Genomic DNA, 16,804 nt, shown 5'->3' on the forward strand with positions numbered 1-16,804 from the left:
GGGGCGCCCCTCACGGGCGCCCCCTCTGCTCGCCACACGTTTTCCGCTTGCCACACGGCGATGTCGGCGCAGGTGGCGGCTACGGCAGGGCTGGACAACAGCGCCCGGAACGATGTACTACAGTCTGTCGTATGTCTGTTTCCCCGGCCTCCGCGGTGCTGGCCGCGAACACGGTTCCCCCACTCGCGGCGGAGGACATCGTCCTTCTCGGAGTCCCCCTGTGGGGCTGGCAGATCGCCGTCGTCGCCGCCGGAGTACTCGTGCTGGCGCTCCTGGCGCGCACCATCTGGAACCCGACCCGGAGGTCGCTGCGCGCCTGGGCTCTCGGCAACATCGTCGTCAACGCCGGCATCGCCGTCACCGGTGCCACCGTGCGTGTCACCTCCTCCGGGTTGGGGTGCTCGGAGTGGCCCAGGTGCACCCCTGAGAGCTTCGTACCGGTCGACACCGGGCACGCCGCGTTCAACGCCGCCATCGAGTTCGGCAACCGGACACTCACCTTCGTCGTGCTGGCGGTCGCCGTCATCACCTTCATCGCCGTCATGCGGATGAGCCCGCACCGCCGCGACCTGGTCCGGATGGCCGCCATCGTGCCTTTCGGCGTTCTGGGGCAGGGCGTCGTCGGCGGTATCACCGTGTGGAGCGACCTGCACCCCGCGTCGGTGGCCGCGCACTTCCTGCTGTCCATGGTGGTGGTCTTCATCACGGTGGCCCTGTACGTGCGCTGCCAGGAACCCGAGGGCAAACCGCGTGTGTCCGTGGGTCCCATGCTGCACGCGCTCAGCGTCGGCCTGGTCGTGGTCGGCTTCATGCTGCTGATCGCCGGGACCGTCGTGACCGGCACCGGCCCGCACGGCGGCGACGCGGACGCCCCCCGCTGGGCCTTCGACCTACCGGCGGTCACCCGGCTGCACTCCGCGCTGGCCTGGCTCACCCTGACGGGCGCCCTGCTGGCCGCCACGGTCGCCTTCCGCGGCGGCGCACGCCGGCCGGCCCGGATGAGCAGTATGTTCCTGCTGGTCGTGGTGGTTCTCCAAGGCGTACTCGGCTACACCCAGTACGCGCTGGGCCTGCCCGAGGCCCTGGTGGTCCTGCACGTCCTCGGATCGGCCCTGACCTGGGTCGCGGTCTGCCGCCTGTACTTCTCCACCACACGCCTGGTACCGCCGGACCAGGAGATCAGTGAGGACCCTGCTGACCGTGGCGCGGAACGTAGTCCTGCTGAGCCCGCGCCTGGGTGATGACGTGCGCGAAGTCGGCCCGGCGCAGGAACCCGGAGTCGGTGGGGCTCTCCGCCCACCCTGGCGCGACCGGCTGGGGCAGTCGTCCCAGGAAGGCGTCCCGGGCCACGTGCATCAGTGCCAGGAAGGAGTCCCGATGCATCTTCCAGTCCTTGCGGGGCAGCCCTGCGTCCAGTTTCTGGTGCAGTAGCGCCAGCTCGGTCGCGGCGAGCTGGTACTCCTTCATCGCCTCGCGGCCCCTGCGCCCGGCGTTGCGTGCCGCCCACTCGCGGGCCTGGCGGCGTCCTTGCAGGGAACTGAGCATGGTGATGTCGGCCGGGGTGACCAGCCCGGTGGAGACGTAGGGCGGGAGGTAGCGGGCGATCGCGCCGATCTGTCGGTGGCGGTCGCGTGCGGCCAGCGCCAGGATGCCCATGAGCACGGCGAACAGCACCATGTAGGCGAGGGCCAAGCCGTACCAGCCGAAGTAGGTGGACCCGTTCCACATACCGTGCAGGAGCACCGCCACAGCCCACCCCGCCACGGGGGCCGCGAGGCGCAGGGGACCGGTGCGCATGGCGGCGTAGGCCACGCCGATACCGACCATCGCGGTGTAGACGGGGTGCCCGAACGGGGCGACCAGCCCGCGGATGGCGAAGGTGGCCACCAGGGTGCCGTCGAAGAACGCGCTGAGGAAGTACAGGATGTTCTCGGTGAAGGCGAAGCCGGTGGCGACCATCCCGGCGTAGACCACGCCGTCGGTGAAGGTGTCGATCTCGTTGCGGCGGCGCCAGAGCAGGATGAGCAGCACCATGCCCTTGGCGCTCTCCTCTATCAGGGGGGCCACCGCCGACGTGCCCAGGAAGTCGCCCAGGTCCTGGCCGAACAACGGAACCGTGACGTGGGCCAGGCCCCAGCTGTTGAGCAGCAGGGAGGCCACCACCGCCACGCCGGCTCCCCAGGCGAAGGCGAAGAACAGCACCCAGCCTGGTTCGGGCTCGATCCGGTCGAGCATGAGTATGAGCGGCACGAGGATGCACACCGGGATGATCGCGGCGACCAGGCTGACGGCGAAGCCGAGCCCGCCGTCGATTCCGGCGGCCGCTCCTCCGGCCAGGGCGAGCAGCCACAGGTAGACCAGCATCCCGACCATGCAGAGCACGCTGACCGTGGTGCCCAGGATGAGGGTCAGCGAGTAGCGGGAGCGCCGGCCCTGGAGGATGGCCTTGCTGTCGAGACGGGGCATGGGCACCGATCGTAGCGGGAGGCCGGCCGATCACGGACCTCGCCCCCGTTCGACCGCGGCGAGGCGCCCCGCTCCGGCTCCGGTGGCTCGGGGAGCCCCGGGGTGGGGCAGGATCAAAACCCGAGGATACCGCTGACACCCGAACGGAAAGGGCCCCGACATGGACCGGGCGACCACGACCTCATCCACCACGGGACCGCTGTGGTTCCTGCGTGTGGCCGTACTCCTGCACCTGGCCGCGATCCTGTGGGAGGGCGCGACCGCGGGGCAGCTGGTGACGTTCAACACGGACGCCCTGCCGCTGCACTACTACGGCGCTTTCGGGGTGCACACACTGGCCGGTCTACAGCTACTGGCCGCGATCCCGTACTGGCAGCGGTCGGGTCGCGTCGGAGGGGTGCCCGGACTGATCCTGGCGGTCAGCCTGCTGGCGTTCGCGCTGGGCTTCCTCCAGGCGGCGCTGGGCACCTACGGGCCTCTCCAGGCGCACGTCCCCCTGGCTCTACTCCTGACGGGGATCGTGGCGTGGTCGGCCGTCCTGGCCTGGTCCCGCGCGCGGACGGCGCAGACGGCCCCACCACGCTCCTGAGCGCATCCTGGCCCGCCGGTCAGGGAGGCGACACGTCCCTCCCGGCCACGCACGGGCCCGCAGGTGCGTGAGCGCGGTGCGCAGAGCGGTCAGCGCTGCCCGGGCGGGCGCGGTTCGGTGCCGTCGCCGCCGAGGATGAACGTGACGACCGCGCGCGGGGTGAGCCGCCAGCCGGACGGAGCCTGCTCCCAGTAGGAGGGCAGGTGGGAGACGGGCACGTCGGCGGCGAGGCGCTTGTACTCCTCCTCGGCCTTACTCGGCCGGGAGCTCGCCCAGCGGGCGGCCCTCTCCAGGGGCGGACGAGGGCGAGCGCCTCGGCCCTGTGGCCGGGGTCGTGGACCAGGGCCCGCTCCGGGTAGCCGAGCCCGCGCGGACGGGCGCGCGTCACCGGTTCGGAGACCCCGCCCGCTTCGAGGCCGAGGAGGTCGGGGACCAGCCGCACCACGGGGCGCCCGCCGAGCGCGGTGCGGGTGTAACTCCGAGCGCGCATCGCGTCGGTGTCGGTGTGCCCGTCCTCCGGAGCGTCCACGGGGGTGAGTCCGGCGTCGAGGTCCTCGATGAGGACCGGGTGCGCCAGGACGACGCGGTCGGCGTCGAGCCAGACGCTCTCGGCGTCGAGGCCGAGGACACCGGCTCGTCCACACCCCGCAGGAACCCGCCTCCACCGCCGTCGGCCGGGACGCCCCGCCACGCGGGGTCGGGCCACACCTGGGCGATCAGGGACGCGGGGACGGGCATGGAGCCCAGCAGCCACGACTCGACGCGCTCCGCGCACTCGCGTTCGTGGCGCTCCAGCCACTGGGACACGTGGGAGAGGCGTTCGGCCTCGGCCGACCCGCGCACCTTCTTCGGCACCGACTTGAGCGTGCGGCCCTTGGCGTTGCGGCACACCAGCGCCGTGCCGTCGAGAGCGAGGGAGTACCCGTCGGGGCCGTCAATCCAAGCTGACTCCGTATGTGGAGCGGAAGTCGACATGGTGCGTGTGTACCGGTGTCCTACGACACGTCCCGCCACATCGCCTAAGAACGGTGGCGGCGCCCCGGGAGGGACGCCGCCACAAGAGGGTTCGGGGGCCTGTCAGGCCAGCATGTTCGCGATCAGCGGGTCGACGGTGACCGCCACGAACAACAGCGCCAGGTAGGCGTTGGACAGGTGGAAGAAGCCCATGGTCTTGAGGCGGGCCCCGGTCACACCGGCACGGGAGCGGTTGAGCAGGCGGTGCGCCTGGAACACCAGCAGCGCGCCCAGGACGACGGCGACCGCGCCGTAGAACCAGGTGGTGCCCGCCACCGGCCAGAAGACGATCGACACGGCCGCGGTGGCCCAGCTGTAGAGCACGCACTCCAGCAGCACCCGCCGGTCGCTGGCGACCACGGGCAGCATCGGCACCTTGGCCTGCGCGTAGTCCTCCCTGTAGCGCATGGCCAGCGTCCACGTGTGCGGCGGCGTCCAGAAGAAGACCACCAGGAACAGCACGAACGGCGCCCAGTCCAGGCTCTCGGTCACGGCCGCCCAGCCGATGAGCACCGGCATGCACCCGGCGATCCCGCCCCACACCACGTTCTGTGCGGTGCGCCGCTTGAGCAGCATCGTGTAGACGAAGATGTAGAACAGGATCGCGAAGGCCGACAGCACGGCCGAAAGCGTGTTCACCAGCAGGGCGAACCCGGCGGTGGAGCCCACGGCCAGCACCAGCCCGTAGACGAGCGCCCCTCGTGGAGTCACCAGGTCCATCGCGCCGGGGCGCTGACGGGTGCGACGCATCTCACGGTCGATGTCACGGTCGATGTAGCAGTTCATCGCGTTCGCGCTGGCCGCCGACATGGTGCCGAAGAGCAGGGTGGCCACCGCGGTCCCCAGCGGCGGCACTCCCCCCGCGGCGACGAACATCACGGGGATGGTGGTGATGAGCAACAGCTCGATGACACGGGGCTTGGAAAGCGCGACGTAGGCGCGGACGTACTCGCCCGGGGAGGCCCTGCGGGAGGCCTGGGGCTCGGCACCGTCCGGATTCGTTCGCGAGGCGCGATTGGTCAGGGCCATCAGTACCGCGTCCTTACGGCCGGACGGCTCGCTCGCGTCCCAACGGGGGGCACCGGCTCGGTTTCAGACACGCGGATACCTCGACAACTCTAGGGATTTCGACACTGCTCGCCACGCGGGGTCGAGCGGACCGACAACGTGTCAGGATCGGCCGAAACCCCGTCAACGACATACTGTAGTACTTCCTCGCGGGGACCGGGGACCAGCCCCCTCACTGGGAAAATCCCCACCCCTCAGGATTGGAGGCCGCGCTGGGCCCCGAACGTCCAGCAGGGCCGCGCACGTCCCGACGCGCTTCCAGCCTGCCACGCGCCGCCTCAGGGTAGCCACGGACCCCCGTTTTTCACTCCGGGCAACCCATTCGACACGCATAGCATCGGAAGGCGTGGGCGCTCCCTCGTCGACCGCCGCCAATGATGAGGTGTCGGGCAGCGACATCCCCGGGTCCGGACGATAGGCTCGATATTGGCCGAACCTGTCGTGGTTTTCAGGCCGCGACGGCCGTCGTTCGGGGGACGACGGGGGTGACACGTCCGCGCCCTGCACAGCCATGCGCGGGCTCGCCCCTCCCACGCTCCCCACGGCCCCGCCCCCGCGGCGGGCCGCATCGGGGTGCCCGGCGGCGGTTCGAAGACCAACGCAACCGACACACCCACGCGCACCGGCCGCCGGACGCGAGGGTGGCCCGAGAAGGAGAACGAAAGTCCGTGAACGCCCACACCCCGCAAACCCTGGAGTGGTCGGACCTCGACCTCCGCGCCGTCGACACGGTTCGGGCGCTGGCGATGGACGCGGTCGAGAAGACGGGTAGCGGGCACCCTGGCACCGCTATGAGCCTGGCGCCCGCCGCGTACCTGCTCTTCCAGAAGATCATGCGACACGACCCGTCGGACCCAGAGTGGACGGGCCGGGACCGCTTCGTGCTGTCGATCGGCCACTCCAGCCTCACCCTGTACATCCAGCTCTACCTCGCCGGATACGGGCTGGAGCTGGAGGACCTCAAGAACCTGCGCCAGTGGGACAGCCGCACACCCGGCCACCCGGAGTTCAGCCACACCCCCGGGGTGGAGACCACCACCGGTCCGCTCGGCCAGGGCGTCGGCAACGCGGTCGGCATGGCCATGGCCGCCCGCCGTGAGCGCGGCCTGTTCAATCCCGAGGCCGGTCCCGGCGCCAGCCCCTTCGACCACCACATCTACGCGTTCTGCTCCGACGGCGACGTCCAGGAGGGCGTGAGCCACGAGGCCAGCGCCCTGGCGGGGACCCAGAAACTGGGCAACCTCATCATGATCTGGGATGACAACCGGATCTCCATCGAGGACGACACCCGCGTCGCCCACTCCGAGGACGTCGCCGAGCGCTACCGCGCCTACGGCTGGCACGTCGAGGAGGTCGACTGGACCGCCACCGGCGAGTACGTCGAGGACATCGACGCCCTGCACCAGGCGATCCTGCGCGGCCAGGCCGAGACCGAGCGCCCGACCTTCATCCGCCTGCGCACCGTCATCGGCTGGCCCGCGCCCAACAAGCAGAACAGCGGCGCCATCCACGGTGCGGCCATCGGCGAGGCGGAGGTCTCCGCCACCAAGCAGATCCTGGGCCTGCCCGACGAGCCCTTCGCCGTCGAGGACTCGGTCCTCGAACACACCCGCCGTGCCGTGGACCGGGGCCGTGAGGCGCACTCCGCCTGGGAGGTCGAGTTCAAGGCCTGGCACGAGAGCGCCGGGGAGAGCGCCGAGCTGTTCGACCGCCTGGTCGAGGGCAGGCTGCCCGAGGGCTGGGAGAAGGAGGTGCCCTCCTTCGACGCCAACGAGAAGGGCATGGCCACCCGCAAGGCCAGCGGCGAGGTGCTCTCGGCCGTCGCGCCGCTGCTGCCCGAGCTGTGGGGCGGTTCGGCCGACCTGGCCGGGTCCAACAACACCACGCCCAAGGGCGAGCCCTCCTTCCTGCCCTTCGACCGCGCCAGCGAGATGTTCCCGGGCAGCCCCTACGGGCGCGTGCTGCACTTCGGTGTGCGCGAGCACGGCATGGGCACGATCCTCAACGGCATCGCCCTGCACGGCCCCACCCGCCCCTACGGCGGCACGTTCCTGGTCTTCAGCGACTACATGCGCCCCGCCGTCCGGCTGGCCGCGATCATGCAGCTGCCGGTCACCTACGTGTGGACGCACGACTCCATCGGCCTGGGCGAGGACGGCCCCACCCACCAGCCGGTCGAGCACCTGTGGGCGCTGCGCGCCATCTACGGTCTGGACGTGATCCGTCCGGCCGACGCCAACGAGACCGCCGTGGTGTGGCGGTCCGTCATCGAGAAGGGTGACCGCCCGTCCGCGCTGGCACTGACCCGGCAGAACGTGCCCGTCCTGGACCGCGAGGAGTACGCCCCGGCCGAGAACGCGGTCAAGGGCGGCTACGTGCTGGCCGAGGCCGACGGGGACGCTCCCAAGGTGATCATCATGGCCACCGGTAGCGAGGTGCAGATCGCCCTGGAGGCCCGTAAGGCCCTACAGGAGGCCGGTACGCCCACCCGCGTGGTGTCCATGACGTGCGTGGAGTGGTTCCAGCGCCAGAGCGAGGAGTACCGCGAGCAGGTGCTGCCGTCCTCGGTGCGCGCCCGCGTGTCGGTGGAGGCCGGGATCGCCATGGGCTGGCGCGAGTACGTCGGCGACGCCGGCGAGTCGGTCAGCCTGGAGCACTACGGCGCCTCCGCCTCGTACCAGGTTCTGTACGAGAAGTTCGGGTTCACCTCCGAGGCCGTCGTCGAGGCCGCCCACAAGAGCCTCGCCAAGGCCGGAAGCTGACCCCGGCGGGCCCGCCGGGCACACTTCCGGCGGGCCCGCCCTCCTTTTGACGTGTGCGACCAGGGGCGGCACCTTTCGCCCCTAGGAAGGCGAGAGAACCCATGAGCAACGCACTACGAGACCTCTCCGAGGCGGGTGTGTCCATCTGGCTGGACGACCTCAGCCGGGAGCGGCTGCGCTCCGGCAACCTGGCCGAGCTGATGTCGACCCACCATCTGGTCGGTGTCACCTCCAATCCCACCATCTTCGACAAGGCCCTCGCCGAGGGCGACGCCTACGACCAGCAGGTCCACGAGCTGGCCGTGCGGGGCGTGTCGGTGGAGGAGGCGGTCCGCATGATCACCGCCTACGACATCCGCTGGGCCGCGGACACCCTGCGCCCGGTCTACGAGTCCACCGACCGCGTGGACGGACGGGTCTCCCTGGAGGTGGACCCGCGCCTGGCCAACGAGACCGAGCGCACGGTCGCCGAGGCCAAGGCCCTGTGGTGGCTGGTGGACCGGCCCAACATGATGGTCAAGATCCCGGCGACGGCCGCCGGCCTGCCCGCGATCACCCAGGCGCTGGGGCAGGGCATCAGCGTCAACGTCACGCTGATCTTCTCCCTGGAGCGCTACCGCCAGGTGATGGACGCGTTCATGGAGGGGATGGAGCTGGCCCGTACCAACGGCCACGACCTGTCCCGCATCCACTCGGTGGCCTCGTTCTTCGTCAGCCGCGTGGACACCGAGGTGGACAAGCGCCTGAATGAGATCGGCACCGAGGAGGCACTGTCCCTGCGGGGCCGTGCCGCCCTGGCCAACGCCCGTCTGGCCTACCAGGCCCACGAGGAGGTGTTCGCCTCCTCCGAGTGGAAGGCCCTGGAGGAGCACGGAGCCAAGCCGCAGCGGCCGCTGTGGGCGTCCACCGGAGTGAAGGACCCCTCCTTGGACGACACCCTCTACGTCAGCCAGCTAGTGGCCCGGGACACCGTGAACACGATGCCGCAGGCCACCCTGGACGCCACCGCCGACCACGGCGAGATCACCGGCAACACCGTGCTCGGCACCTACGAGCAGGCCCAGGCCGACTTCGCGGCCCTGGAGAACGCCGGGGTGAACCTGACCGACGTGTTCGCCGTGCTGGAGGACGAGGGCGTGGACAAGTTCGTCAAGTCCTGGGAGAGCCTGCTGAGCGCACTGGCGGCCAAGCTCGAAAAGCTCGCCTGAGCCGACGTCCCGGGACGGTCCTCCGCTCCCTGTGAACGGGTCCGTGCCCGTCATCCTCCTCGGAGGGCGGGCACGGCCCAGCCATCCCACCGGCCACTCTCGACAGGAAGACGAGACCACGTGAAAGAACCGGTGATGCCCGGAGCGGTGCCCAACCCGCTCCGCAACGCCCTGGACCGCAGACTGCCCCGCATCGCCGGACCCAGCGTGCTGGTGCTGTTCGGCATCACGGGCGACCTGGCCCGCAAGAAGCTCCTGCCCGCCATCTACGACCTCGCCAACCGGGGGATGCTGCCGCCCGGCTTCGGCCTGGTGGGGTTCGCCCGCCGCGACTGGGAGGACCAGGACTTCGCCGATCAGGCCTACCAGGCGGTGCGTGAACACGCTCGCACCCCCTTCCGCGAGGACGTGTGGCGCCAGCTGAGTGAGGGGGTCCGGTTCGTACAGGGCGAGCTGAACGACGACGACGCCTTCGACCGCCTGGCCCACTGCGTGCACGAGCTGGACTCCGCCCGTGGCACCGGCGGCAACTACGCGTTCTACCTGTCCCTGCCTCCCAAGCTGTTCCCGACCGTGGTCAGGCAGCTCAACCGGTGCGGTCTGGCCGAGGCCGGGGAGGACGAGGCCACGCACGGGGTGCGGCCGTGGCGACGGGTCGTGATCGAGAAGCCGTTCGGGCACGACCTGGCGAGCGCGCAGGAGCTCAACTCGGTGGTGGACGAGGTGTTCCCGCCGTCGTCGGTGTTTCGCATCGACCACTACCTGGGCAAGGAGACGGTCCAGAACATCCTGGCGCTGCGCTTCGCCAACACCCTGTTCGAACCCCTGTGGAACCGCAGTCTCGTGGACCACGTGCAGATCACCATGGCCGAGGACATCGGCGTGGGCGGCCGCGCGGGCTACTACGACGGCATCGGCGCGGCCCGCGACGTCATCCAGAACCACCTGCTGCAACTGCTGGCGCTCGTGGCCATGGAGGAGCCCATCTCCTACAACGCGGACGCGATCCGCGCGGAGAAGGAGAAGGTGCTGGCGTCGGTGTCACTGCCCGAGGACCTGGAGACGGGTACCGCACGCGGCCAGTACGCGGCGGGCTGGCAGGGCGGCGCGTCGGTGCGCGGCTACTTGGAGGAGGAGGGCATCCCCTCCGACTCGGTGACCGAGACCTACGCGGCGCTGAAGCTGTCGGTGGACACCCGGCGCTGGTCGGGCGTTCCGTTCTACCTGCGCACCGGCAAGCGGCTGGGCCGCCGGGTGACGGAGGTCGCGCTGGTGTTCCAGGCCGCGCCCCAGCAGCTGTTCTCCCGCTCCGACCTCAGCGAACTGGGGCAGAACGCCCTGGTCCTGCGCATCCAGCCGGACGAGGGCGTGACGCTGCGTTTGGGCTCCAAGGTGCCGGGGGCCAGTATGGAGGTCCGCGAGGTGAGTATGGACTTCGCCTACGGGCAGTCCTTCACCGAGGCCAGTCCCGAGGCCTACGAGCGGCTCATCCTGGACGTGCTCATCGGCGACCCGCCGCTGTTCCCGCGCCAGGAGGAGGTTGAGCTGTCCTGGCAGATCCTGGACCCGGTCGAGGAGTACTGGGCCAAGTCGGGCCGCCCCGAACAGTACGGTTCGGGCACCTGGGGCCCGGAGTCGGCCGAGAACCTGCTCGCCAGGGACGGCCGCCAGTGGCGGCGCCCGTGACCAGTCACGAGACCGCCGGGAGGAACCGATGACGCTCTACCTGCCGCGTACCACGACCGCACAGATCACCGAGGCGCTCATGGCCGAGCGGCTCAGCGTGGGTAGCGGCGCCATGAACATGGTGCTGACCCTGGTCATCGTCACCGACGAGGCCGATCACTACGACGCCGTGCGCGCCGCCACCGAGGCGGGCCGCGAGCACCCCTCGCGCGTGGTGGCACTGATCCGACGCGACCAGGGGGCCGAACCGGCCATCGACGCCGAGATCCGTCGCCCGGGCACCGCGGGCCCCGGCGAGGCGGTGCTGCTGCGGCTGTACGGTCCGCTGGGCGAGCACGCCGACTCGGTGGTCACCCCGCTGCTGGTGCCCGACGCGCCGGTGGTGACGTGGTGGCCTGGTGTGGGCCCGGCCAACCCGGCCGCGGACCCGGTGGGACGCCTGGCCCAGCGTCGGATCACCGACGCCCTGCGCGCCCCGGACCCTTTGAGTGACCTGGTGGAGCGGGTGGCCAACTACCGTCCGGGTGACACGGACCTGACCTGGACCCGGCTGACGCCGTGGCGCTCGCTGCTGGCCAGCGCCATGGACCAGCCGTGCGGGTGGGTGACCTCGGCCGGGGTGACCGCCGAGCCGCATTACCCGAGCGCGGAGCTGATGGCGGCGTGGCTGTCGGACCGGTTGGAGGTGCCGGTGGAGCGCGGCACCTCGGACGGCCCCGGTCTGACCGAGGTCCGGCTGACCACCGATCAGGGGGACATCGTGATCTCCCGGGTGGACGGCCGGGTGGCCACGCTGTCGCGGTTCGGACAGCCTGACCAGACGGTGGCGTTGGCGCGGCGCGGCGCCGCCGGGGCCCTGACCGAGGAACTGCGCCGCCTGGACCCCGACGAGACCTACGAGGGCGCGGCCCGCAACCTGGGGCTGCTGCTCACTGAGAGCGGAGCATGAGGATGAGCGAACCGGAGATCGTCCGCCACTCCGACGCTGGGGCGCTGGCCGACAGCGTCGCGTTGAAGCTGGTGAACATGATCGTCCAGGCCGAGTCGGACAAGCGCGACTTCAACCTGGTGCTGACCGGAGGCGGGATCGGCATCCGTGCGCTGGAAGCGGTGCGCGACCACGCCAACGAGGCCGGGATCAGTTGGTCGCACGTGCACCTGTGGTGGGGCGACGAGCGGTTCCTGCCGGACAAGGACCCCGAGCGCAACGAGACCCAGGCGTGCGACGCGCTGATCAACGCGGTCCCGATCCCGGCGCACAACGTGCACCCGATGCCCGCGTCCGACGGGATGGACGGCGACCACGTCAAGCACGCGGCCACCCGGTACGGCCGGGAGATGGCGGTGGCGGCGCGTGGCCGGGGGCCCGTGCCCGCCTTCGACGTGTGCTTGCTGGGGGTGGGGCCGGACGCGCACGTGGCCTCGCTGTTCCCGGGCCTGTCCGAGGTACGTGAGGAGGAGGCATCGGTGGCCGCGGTGCACGACGCGCCCAAACCGCCGCCGCAGCGGATCTCCCTGACCCTGTCCTCGATCCGGGCCGCCCGCGAGGTGTGGGTGCTGGCCTCGGGCGAGGGCAAGGCCGATGCCGTGCGTCTGGGGCTCGCGGGAGGCAGCGTGGACGAGGCTCCCGTGGCCGGTGCGCGCGGCGCGGAGCGGACCGTGTTCTGGCTGGACGAGGCGGCCGCCGCCAAGCTCTAGGGTGACCGACCGCCTCGGCCGGACCCGGCCGGGGCGGTCGTGTGCGCGGTGGCCGTTCCCCGCCGAGCCGCGGTCCCTTACATGGGAGAGGAGCGGCCTCAGGGGTGGACGAGCTCGCGCACGGTCGTCATGTCGTCGAAGGGGATGAGGTCGTCTCCGACGCTCTGGTACGACTCGCTGCCCTTGCCCGCGACCAGGACGACGTCCCCCGGGCGTGCCGAGGACAGCGCGAGGGCGATGGCGCCGCGTCGGTCCCCGACCCGTTCGAAGGGCGTGCCGGCCGCCTCGATCCCCGGCGCGACCTGGTCCATGATCGCCTCCGGGTCCTCGTACCGGGGGTTGTCCGAAGTGAGCACGCACAGGTCGGAGTAGGTACCCGCGATCTCGCCCATCCGGGCGCGCTTGGTGGTGTCCCGATCGCCGCCGCAGCCGAAGACGGTGAGTACCCGGTGCGGGGCGAAACCGCGGATCGTGCACAGGACCTTGTCCAGCGAGTCGGGCGAGTGGGCGTAGTCCACGATGACGGAGACCCCGTCGCGTGTGCCGAAGTGCTCGAACCGGCCCGGGATCTGCGGCATCCGGTCAAGGGCGTCCACCAGACCTTCCAGCCCGTGCCCCAGGAGGTGGCAGGCCGCCAACGCGGCCAGCGCGTTGGATACCGAGAAGCGTCCCGGGACGGGGATCGCGGCCGGGTACTTGCGACCGTCGTGGTGCAGGACGAACCGTGTGCCCGAGGCGTCGACGACCAGGTCGGTCGCCCGGTAGTCCGCCTCCGCCTCGATGGCGTAGGTGGTCACGGCACCAGGCATCATGGCCGGGACCGTGGCGCCCACGGGGTCGTCGGCGTTGACCACGGCGCGTTGGCACATGCCCCCGAACAGGAGCATCTTCGCCTCCCTGTAGTTCTCCATCGTGCCGTGGTCGTCCAGGTGGTCCTGGGTCAGGTTGGTGAAGATCCCGACGTCGACGAAGGAGCCGTCCACCCTGTGGTTCAGCAGCCCCATCGACGTCGCTTCCAGCACGACACTGTCGCTGTCCCGGCTGCGCATGCACGCCAGCAGGTACTGGAGGTCCGGTGACTCCGGCGTGCTCAGCACCGACCTCGGCATGGGGATCGGATCGCCGTCGGCCCGGGCGCCGGAGGTACCGATGACCCCCACCCGGGCGCCCTCGGCGATCCTCAGCAACGACTCGTACATGGACGACACCGACGTCTTGCCGTTGGTGCCGGTGACGGCGACCACTTCCATGGCGCGCCCCGGCTCTCCGTGGTAGCGCACCGAGACGAGCGCCGCCGCGATCCGCGCGTTCGGTACCCGGACCACGCACGCGCCGGTGCCCGGCGGCCCGGCCTCGGCCGGAGCCGGTCCTTCGACGAGAACGGCGACGGCCCCGCGGCCGACCGCCTCACCGGTGGCCTCGGGGCCGCCCTCGCGGTGCCCTGGCAGAGCGATGTAGAGCGAACCGGGGGTCACGCGGTCGACGTCCAGACACGGCCCCGAGGTGATCGGGACGTCCTGGTCTCCGTGCAGTACCTGGTGGTCGTGGCCGTACAACAGCTCGCTCAACTTCACGAGGGGTCCCTTCGAGAGTGGCGCGGCCGACGCCGTAGGCACGGCCGCACCGGTGGGCGCAGCCGACGAAGCCGGCTGGCGGGGAGAGTGGTGCGGGACTGGATGGGAAACCCGGTGTGGGCTCGGCGCGGGGCGCGGCCGGAAAATACGCGGAAAGGTCGCTAACCGTGGCCGTGCAGGGCCGTGAGGCCGGTGCGGGGAGCCTCCGGAAGAACGGAGGTCGATCGGCTGACGGTCGAGGATCCCGCGGTGGCCGGGCACAGGACGAGAGCGGTCCGGAACGGACTCTGCTCCACCGCGCGCGTATCGGCCATGACCCGAGTGTACGCACCCGGTCGCGATCCGGGGAGGCCCACGGCCGCGGAGCCGGGTGAGCGGTCCGGTCCCCTCCTTCGGGAGCGCGACGCCCCGGTCAAGGCGGCCGCGACCCGGGAGGTACTCGTCACGGTCCGCCTTCGCCAAGGCGTTCAGGCGCGGGTTCGGGGTCTCCCCCGTGCGGTACCGGAAGGCGAACGCCCCCGGTGTGAGCGCACGGCCCGTCGGGTGAGTGCGGTGTACAGCAGTGCCGCGGGCAGGGCGTAGGGGCCGGGGCCGGCGAAGAGGGACAGGAGGCGCTCGGGAGCGGGCTCGGCCAGGGCGGCCGGCAGCAGCCCCACCACGGCGAGGAACCAGGCCAGCACAGCCGTGAGCCCGCTGAGCACGAGGAGCGTGCGCGACGGCGACGGGCGGCGCGCGAGCCCCACGGCCACTGCCGCGGATCCCACGCACGCCAGGGCCGGGGCGGTGATCCACACCAGGAACGGCGGGGTGGGGTCCGCGCGCCCGAGAACCACCATCCCCGTGGTGACGACGACGTGCGCGGTGGCCAGCACGAGTGACGCCGCCGCGGCCGCGTATCCGAGCCGCCGGGGCCGCGCGGTGGGCTCCGACCCGTGTGCGATGGTGTCCGTCCTTCTCGTGGCCATGATCCTCCCCCTGCCGTTCCTGGTGCGTACCACCAGCCTTCCGGGAGCGGAGCGCGCGTGCCTCCCCTGTGGGAGGGAGCCGTGTCGCTCTTCCGGGTGAGAGCGGTCGCGACCGATGTACCGCTCCGAACACGCGGAGACGGGAAGGGGGCGGCCTCATGTGTCGGCGGGCGGGCAGACCAGGCCCTGCTCGGGAGGCCTCCCGGTGAGCAGGTAGTCGTCCACGGGCCGGTCCACGCAGTCGCTGCGGCCGTCGCCGTAGACGGTGTGCCCAGCGCCTTCGTAGGTGACCAGGACGGCGCCCTCCAGGCGGTCGGCCAGGTCCTTCGCCCAGAAGTAGGGGGTGGCGGGGTCGGCCAGCGTGCCGATGACCACGACCGGAGGCGCGTCCGAGACCGCGAGGTCGGCGGGAGCCTCCTCTGTCTCGGGCCAGTAGGCGCACGGCAGGTGGTCCCACACCGGGTCGGGGCCGAAGAGCAGCGAGATGTCGGCCGCCTCGTCGGCGGCGTCCCGATAGGCCTCCACGTGCTCCGGATCGTCCCGGTCGGCGCAGTTCACCGCGGTGAACACGGCGCTGGCGTCCTGGTGGTCCGTTCCGGGAACGACGTCCCCGGAGTCCGCCCTCCCGTATCCGCCGAACGTGTTGTCGTACAGCTGCTCCAGATGGGGCTCGGCCGCACCGGCGTCGCCGGCGGCCAGGGCGGTGAGCAGATCGGCGAGGTAGTCCCAGCTGGCCTCGTGGTACAGCTCCATGCTGATCATGGTGAGCAGCGTCCGACCGTCCACGGGGATCCCCTCGACCTCCGCCGGGTCCCGGTCCAGTTCCCTGAGGATGTCCGCCATACGCGCGTCGGCCTCGCTGGTGCTCCCCGCTCCCCCGGAACCGTCGGCGCGGCCGGCGAACGGGCACGCGTCGTCCTCGGCGGCGCAGTCGGCCACGAACAGGTCCCAGGTGTTCTGGAACGCCGCGACCTGGTCCACGGCGGTCTCCGCGTTGGACTTCCCGATCGCCACGGCGCCGTCCAGGACCAGCGCCCGGGTGTTGCCGGGGTACATGTGGGCGTACAGGGCACCGATATGGGTGCCGTAGGAGTAACCGACGAAGTTCAGCCGTTCGTCACCCAGGGCGTTGCGGACGATGTCGAGGTCGCGGGCGACGTTGACGGTGCCGATGTTGGCCAGGAACTCCTCCCCCGCCGTCTTCCGACAGGCCTGGGCGTACCTACGGGCGGCGTCCTCCAGGGGTTGCAGCTCGACGGCGTCCAGATCGCCTGGGTCGGTGCCCGCCACACGCTGGCGTGCGTCGTCCAGGGCGTACCGGTCTCCGCAGGCGAAGCCCCCGCTGCCGCCGACCCCGCGCGGATCGAAGGAGACCAGGTCGAAGGCGGCACGGACCTCGTCGCCGAACACGGGCAGGTCCAGCGCCCGCGCGCCCGGGATACCCGGGCCGCCCGGGTTGAGGACCAGGGAGCCCAGGCGCTCCTCCTGCGGGCCGCTGGCGGGCACGCGGACCAGCGCGAGCTCCAGGGTTCTCCCTCCGGGGTCGTCGTGGTCAAGGGGGACGGTGACCGTGCCGCACTCCAGGGCCTGTGACCATTCGGAGTCGGCCCCCCGGTCGACCAACTCCGTGATCTCCTCCTCGTCGTGGCAGGCCCGCCAGGAGACGTCCTGTCCGGCGAAGGGATCGCCCTCCCCCGCCGGTGAGCATCCCGCGGCCAGCACCGCCACCGCCAACAGCCCGCCACCCCCGGTGGTCGATACTCCGCAGCGCACG

Annotated in this window: 15 protein-coding genes; 7 read left to right on the top strand and 8 right to left on the bottom strand. The window is 71.2% G+C overall.

Features of this window, described 5'->3' with window-relative positions; genetic code table 11:
- Nucleotides 1-131: 131 nt before the first annotated feature.
- Nucleotides 132-1,241 carry a COX15/CtaA family protein gene (locus AC0T5L_RS20670; protein WP_476167107.1) on the top strand — a complete coding sequence of 370 codons (1,110 nt, stop codon included), beginning with the start codon at nucleotides 132-134 and terminating at the stop codon, nucleotides 1,239-1,241.
- Here AC0T5L_RS20670 and AC0T5L_RS20675 read toward each other — a convergent pair.
- Nucleotides 1,180-2,466 carry a PrsW family intramembrane metalloprotease gene (locus AC0T5L_RS20675; protein WP_476167108.1) on the bottom strand — a complete coding sequence of 429 codons (1,287 nt, stop codon included), beginning with the start codon at nucleotides 2,464-2,466 and terminating at the stop codon, nucleotides 1,180-1,182. The genes AC0T5L_RS20670 and AC0T5L_RS20675 overlap by 62 nt on opposite strands.
- A 160-nt stretch (nucleotides 2,467-2,626) precedes the next feature.
- On the opposite strand from AC0T5L_RS20675, the gene AC0T5L_RS20680 reads away from it, so the two are divergent.
- Nucleotides 2,627-3,055 (top strand): hypothetical protein, encoded by a 429-nt coding sequence (locus AC0T5L_RS20680; protein WP_476167109.1) that lies wholly within the window; start codon nucleotides 2,627-2,629, stop codon nucleotides 3,053-3,055.
- 89 nt (nucleotides 3,056-3,144) lie between these two features.
- Here AC0T5L_RS20680 and AC0T5L_RS20685 read toward each other — a convergent pair whose 3' ends face one another.
- From AC0T5L_RS20685 to AC0T5L_RS20695, 3 genes are all read right to left on the bottom strand, one after another.
- A complete protein-coding gene (locus AC0T5L_RS20685) occupies nucleotides 3,145-3,273 on the bottom strand; it encodes a hypothetical protein (protein ID WP_476167110.1) in 129 nt (42 codons plus the stop codon).
- A 166-nt stretch (nucleotides 3,274-3,439) separates the two neighbouring features.
- Nucleotides 3,440-4,030, bottom strand: coding sequence for a DUF4132 domain-containing protein (locus tag AC0T5L_RS20690; RefSeq protein ID WP_476167111.1), 591 nt, complete (start codon nucleotides 4,028-4,030; stop codon nucleotides 3,440-3,442).
- A 102-nt stretch (nucleotides 4,031-4,132) separates the two neighbouring features.
- Nucleotides 4,133-5,098 (bottom strand): heme o synthase, encoded by a 966-nt coding sequence (locus AC0T5L_RS20695; protein WP_476167112.1) that lies wholly within the window; start codon nucleotides 5,096-5,098, stop codon nucleotides 4,133-4,135.
- A 707-nt stretch (nucleotides 5,099-5,805) separates the two neighbouring features.
- On the opposite strand from AC0T5L_RS20695, the gene tkt reads away from it, so the two are divergent.
- The 5 genes from tkt (at nucleotide 5,806) to pgl (ending at nucleotide 12,491) form a co-directional block, all read left to right on the top strand.
- Nucleotides 5,806-7,899 carry a transketolase gene (gene tkt, locus AC0T5L_RS20700; protein WP_476167113.1) on the top strand — a complete coding sequence of 698 codons (2,094 nt, stop codon included), beginning with the start codon at nucleotides 5,806-5,808 and terminating at the stop codon, nucleotides 7,897-7,899.
- Nucleotides 7,900-8,000: 101 nt separating this feature from the next.
- Nucleotides 8,001-9,107 (top strand): transaldolase, encoded by a 1,107-nt coding sequence (gene tal / locus AC0T5L_RS20705; RefSeq protein WP_476167114.1) that lies wholly within the window; start codon nucleotides 8,001-8,003, stop codon nucleotides 9,105-9,107.
- 135 nt (nucleotides 9,108-9,242) lie between these two features.
- The gene (gene zwf, locus AC0T5L_RS20710) at nucleotides 9,243-10,793 is read left to right on the top strand and encodes a glucose-6-phosphate dehydrogenase (RefSeq protein WP_476167173.1); all 1,551 of its coding nucleotides are present in this window, start codon (nucleotides 9,243-9,245) and stop codon (nucleotides 10,791-10,793) included.
- Between the two features lie 28 nt (nucleotides 10,794-10,821).
- The gene (locus tag AC0T5L_RS20715) at nucleotides 10,822-11,742 is read left to right on the top strand and encodes a glucose-6-phosphate dehydrogenase assembly protein OpcA (protein WP_476167115.1); all 921 of its coding nucleotides are present in this window, start codon (nucleotides 10,822-10,824) and stop codon (nucleotides 11,740-11,742) included.
- A gap of 2 nt (nucleotides 11,743-11,744) precedes the next feature.
- Entirely contained in the window at nucleotides 11,745-12,491 is a 747-nt protein-coding gene (pgl, locus tag AC0T5L_RS20720) for a 6-phosphogluconolactonase (protein WP_476167116.1), read from the top strand.
- A gap of 98 nt (nucleotides 12,492-12,589) precedes the next feature.
- On the opposite strand, the gene AC0T5L_RS20725 is transcribed toward pgl, so the two are convergent.
- The 4 genes from AC0T5L_RS20725 to AC0T5L_RS20740 form a co-directional block, all read right to left on the bottom strand.
- Entirely contained in the window at nucleotides 12,590-14,065 is a 1,476-nt protein-coding gene (locus tag AC0T5L_RS20725) for a UDP-N-acetylmuramoyl-L-alanyl-D-glutamate--2,6-diaminopimelate ligase (RefSeq protein WP_476167117.1), read from the bottom strand.
- A gap of 161 nt (nucleotides 14,066-14,226) precedes the next feature.
- On the bottom strand, nucleotides 14,227-14,379 hold the full coding sequence (locus AC0T5L_RS20730) for a hypothetical protein (protein WP_476167118.1): 153 nt from the start codon (nucleotides 14,377-14,379) through the stop codon (nucleotides 14,227-14,229).
- Nucleotides 14,380-14,532: 153 nt separating this feature from the next.
- Nucleotides 14,533-15,030, bottom strand: a complete 498-nt coding sequence (locus AC0T5L_RS20735) for a hypothetical protein (protein ID WP_476167119.1) — start codon at nucleotides 15,028-15,030, stop codon at nucleotides 14,533-14,535.
- Between the two features lie 156 nt (nucleotides 15,031-15,186).
- Nucleotides 15,187-16,803, bottom strand: coding sequence for an alpha/beta hydrolase (locus AC0T5L_RS20740; RefSeq protein WP_476167120.1), 1,617 nt, complete (start codon nucleotides 16,801-16,803; stop codon nucleotides 15,187-15,189).
- Nucleotide 16,804: the final 1 nt, after the last annotated feature.

The organism is Nocardiopsis sp. TRM 82005 (genome assembly GCF_056312425.1).

What these genes read in the sequence shown, in the direction of transcription:
- AC0T5L_RS20670 (WP_476167107.1), top strand. Translation starts at nt 132, where the DNA reads ATGTCTGTTTCCCCGGCCTCCGCGGTGCTGGCCGCGAACACGGTTCCC.
- AC0T5L_RS20675 (WP_476167108.1), bottom strand. Translation starts at nt 2,466, where the DNA reads ATGCCCCGTCTCGACAGCAAGGCCATCCTCCAGGGCCGGCGCTCCCGC.
- AC0T5L_RS20680 (WP_476167109.1), top strand. Translation starts at nt 2,627, where the DNA reads ATGGACCGGGCGACCACGACCTCATCCACCACGGGACCGCTGTGGTTC.
- AC0T5L_RS20690 (WP_476167111.1), bottom strand. Translation starts at nt 4,030, where the DNA reads ATGTCGACTTCCGCTCCACATACGGAGTCAGCTTGGATTGACGGCCCC.
- AC0T5L_RS20695 (WP_476167112.1), bottom strand. Translation starts at nt 5,098, where the DNA reads ATGGCCCTGACCAATCGCGCCTCGCGAACGAATCCGGACGGTGCCGAG.
- tal (WP_476167114.1), top strand. Translation starts at nt 8,001, where the DNA reads ATGAGCAACGCACTACGAGACCTCTCCGAGGCGGGTGTGTCCATCTGG.
- zwf (WP_476167173.1), top strand. Translation starts at nt 9,243, where the DNA reads ATGCCCGGAGCGGTGCCCAACCCGCTCCGCAACGCCCTGGACCGCAGA.
- AC0T5L_RS20715 (WP_476167115.1), top strand. Translation starts at nt 10,822, where the DNA reads ATGACGCTCTACCTGCCGCGTACCACGACCGCACAGATCACCGAGGCG.
- pgl (WP_476167116.1), top strand. Translation starts at nt 11,745, where the DNA reads ATGAGCGAACCGGAGATCGTCCGCCACTCCGACGCTGGGGCGCTGGCC.
- AC0T5L_RS20730 (WP_476167118.1), bottom strand. Translation starts at nt 14,379, where the DNA reads ATGGCCGATACGCGCGCGGTGGAGCAGAGTCCGTTCCGGACCGCTCTC.
- AC0T5L_RS20735 (WP_476167119.1), bottom strand. Translation starts at nt 15,030, where the DNA reads ATGGCCACGAGAAGGACGGACACCATCGCACACGGGTCGGAGCCCACC.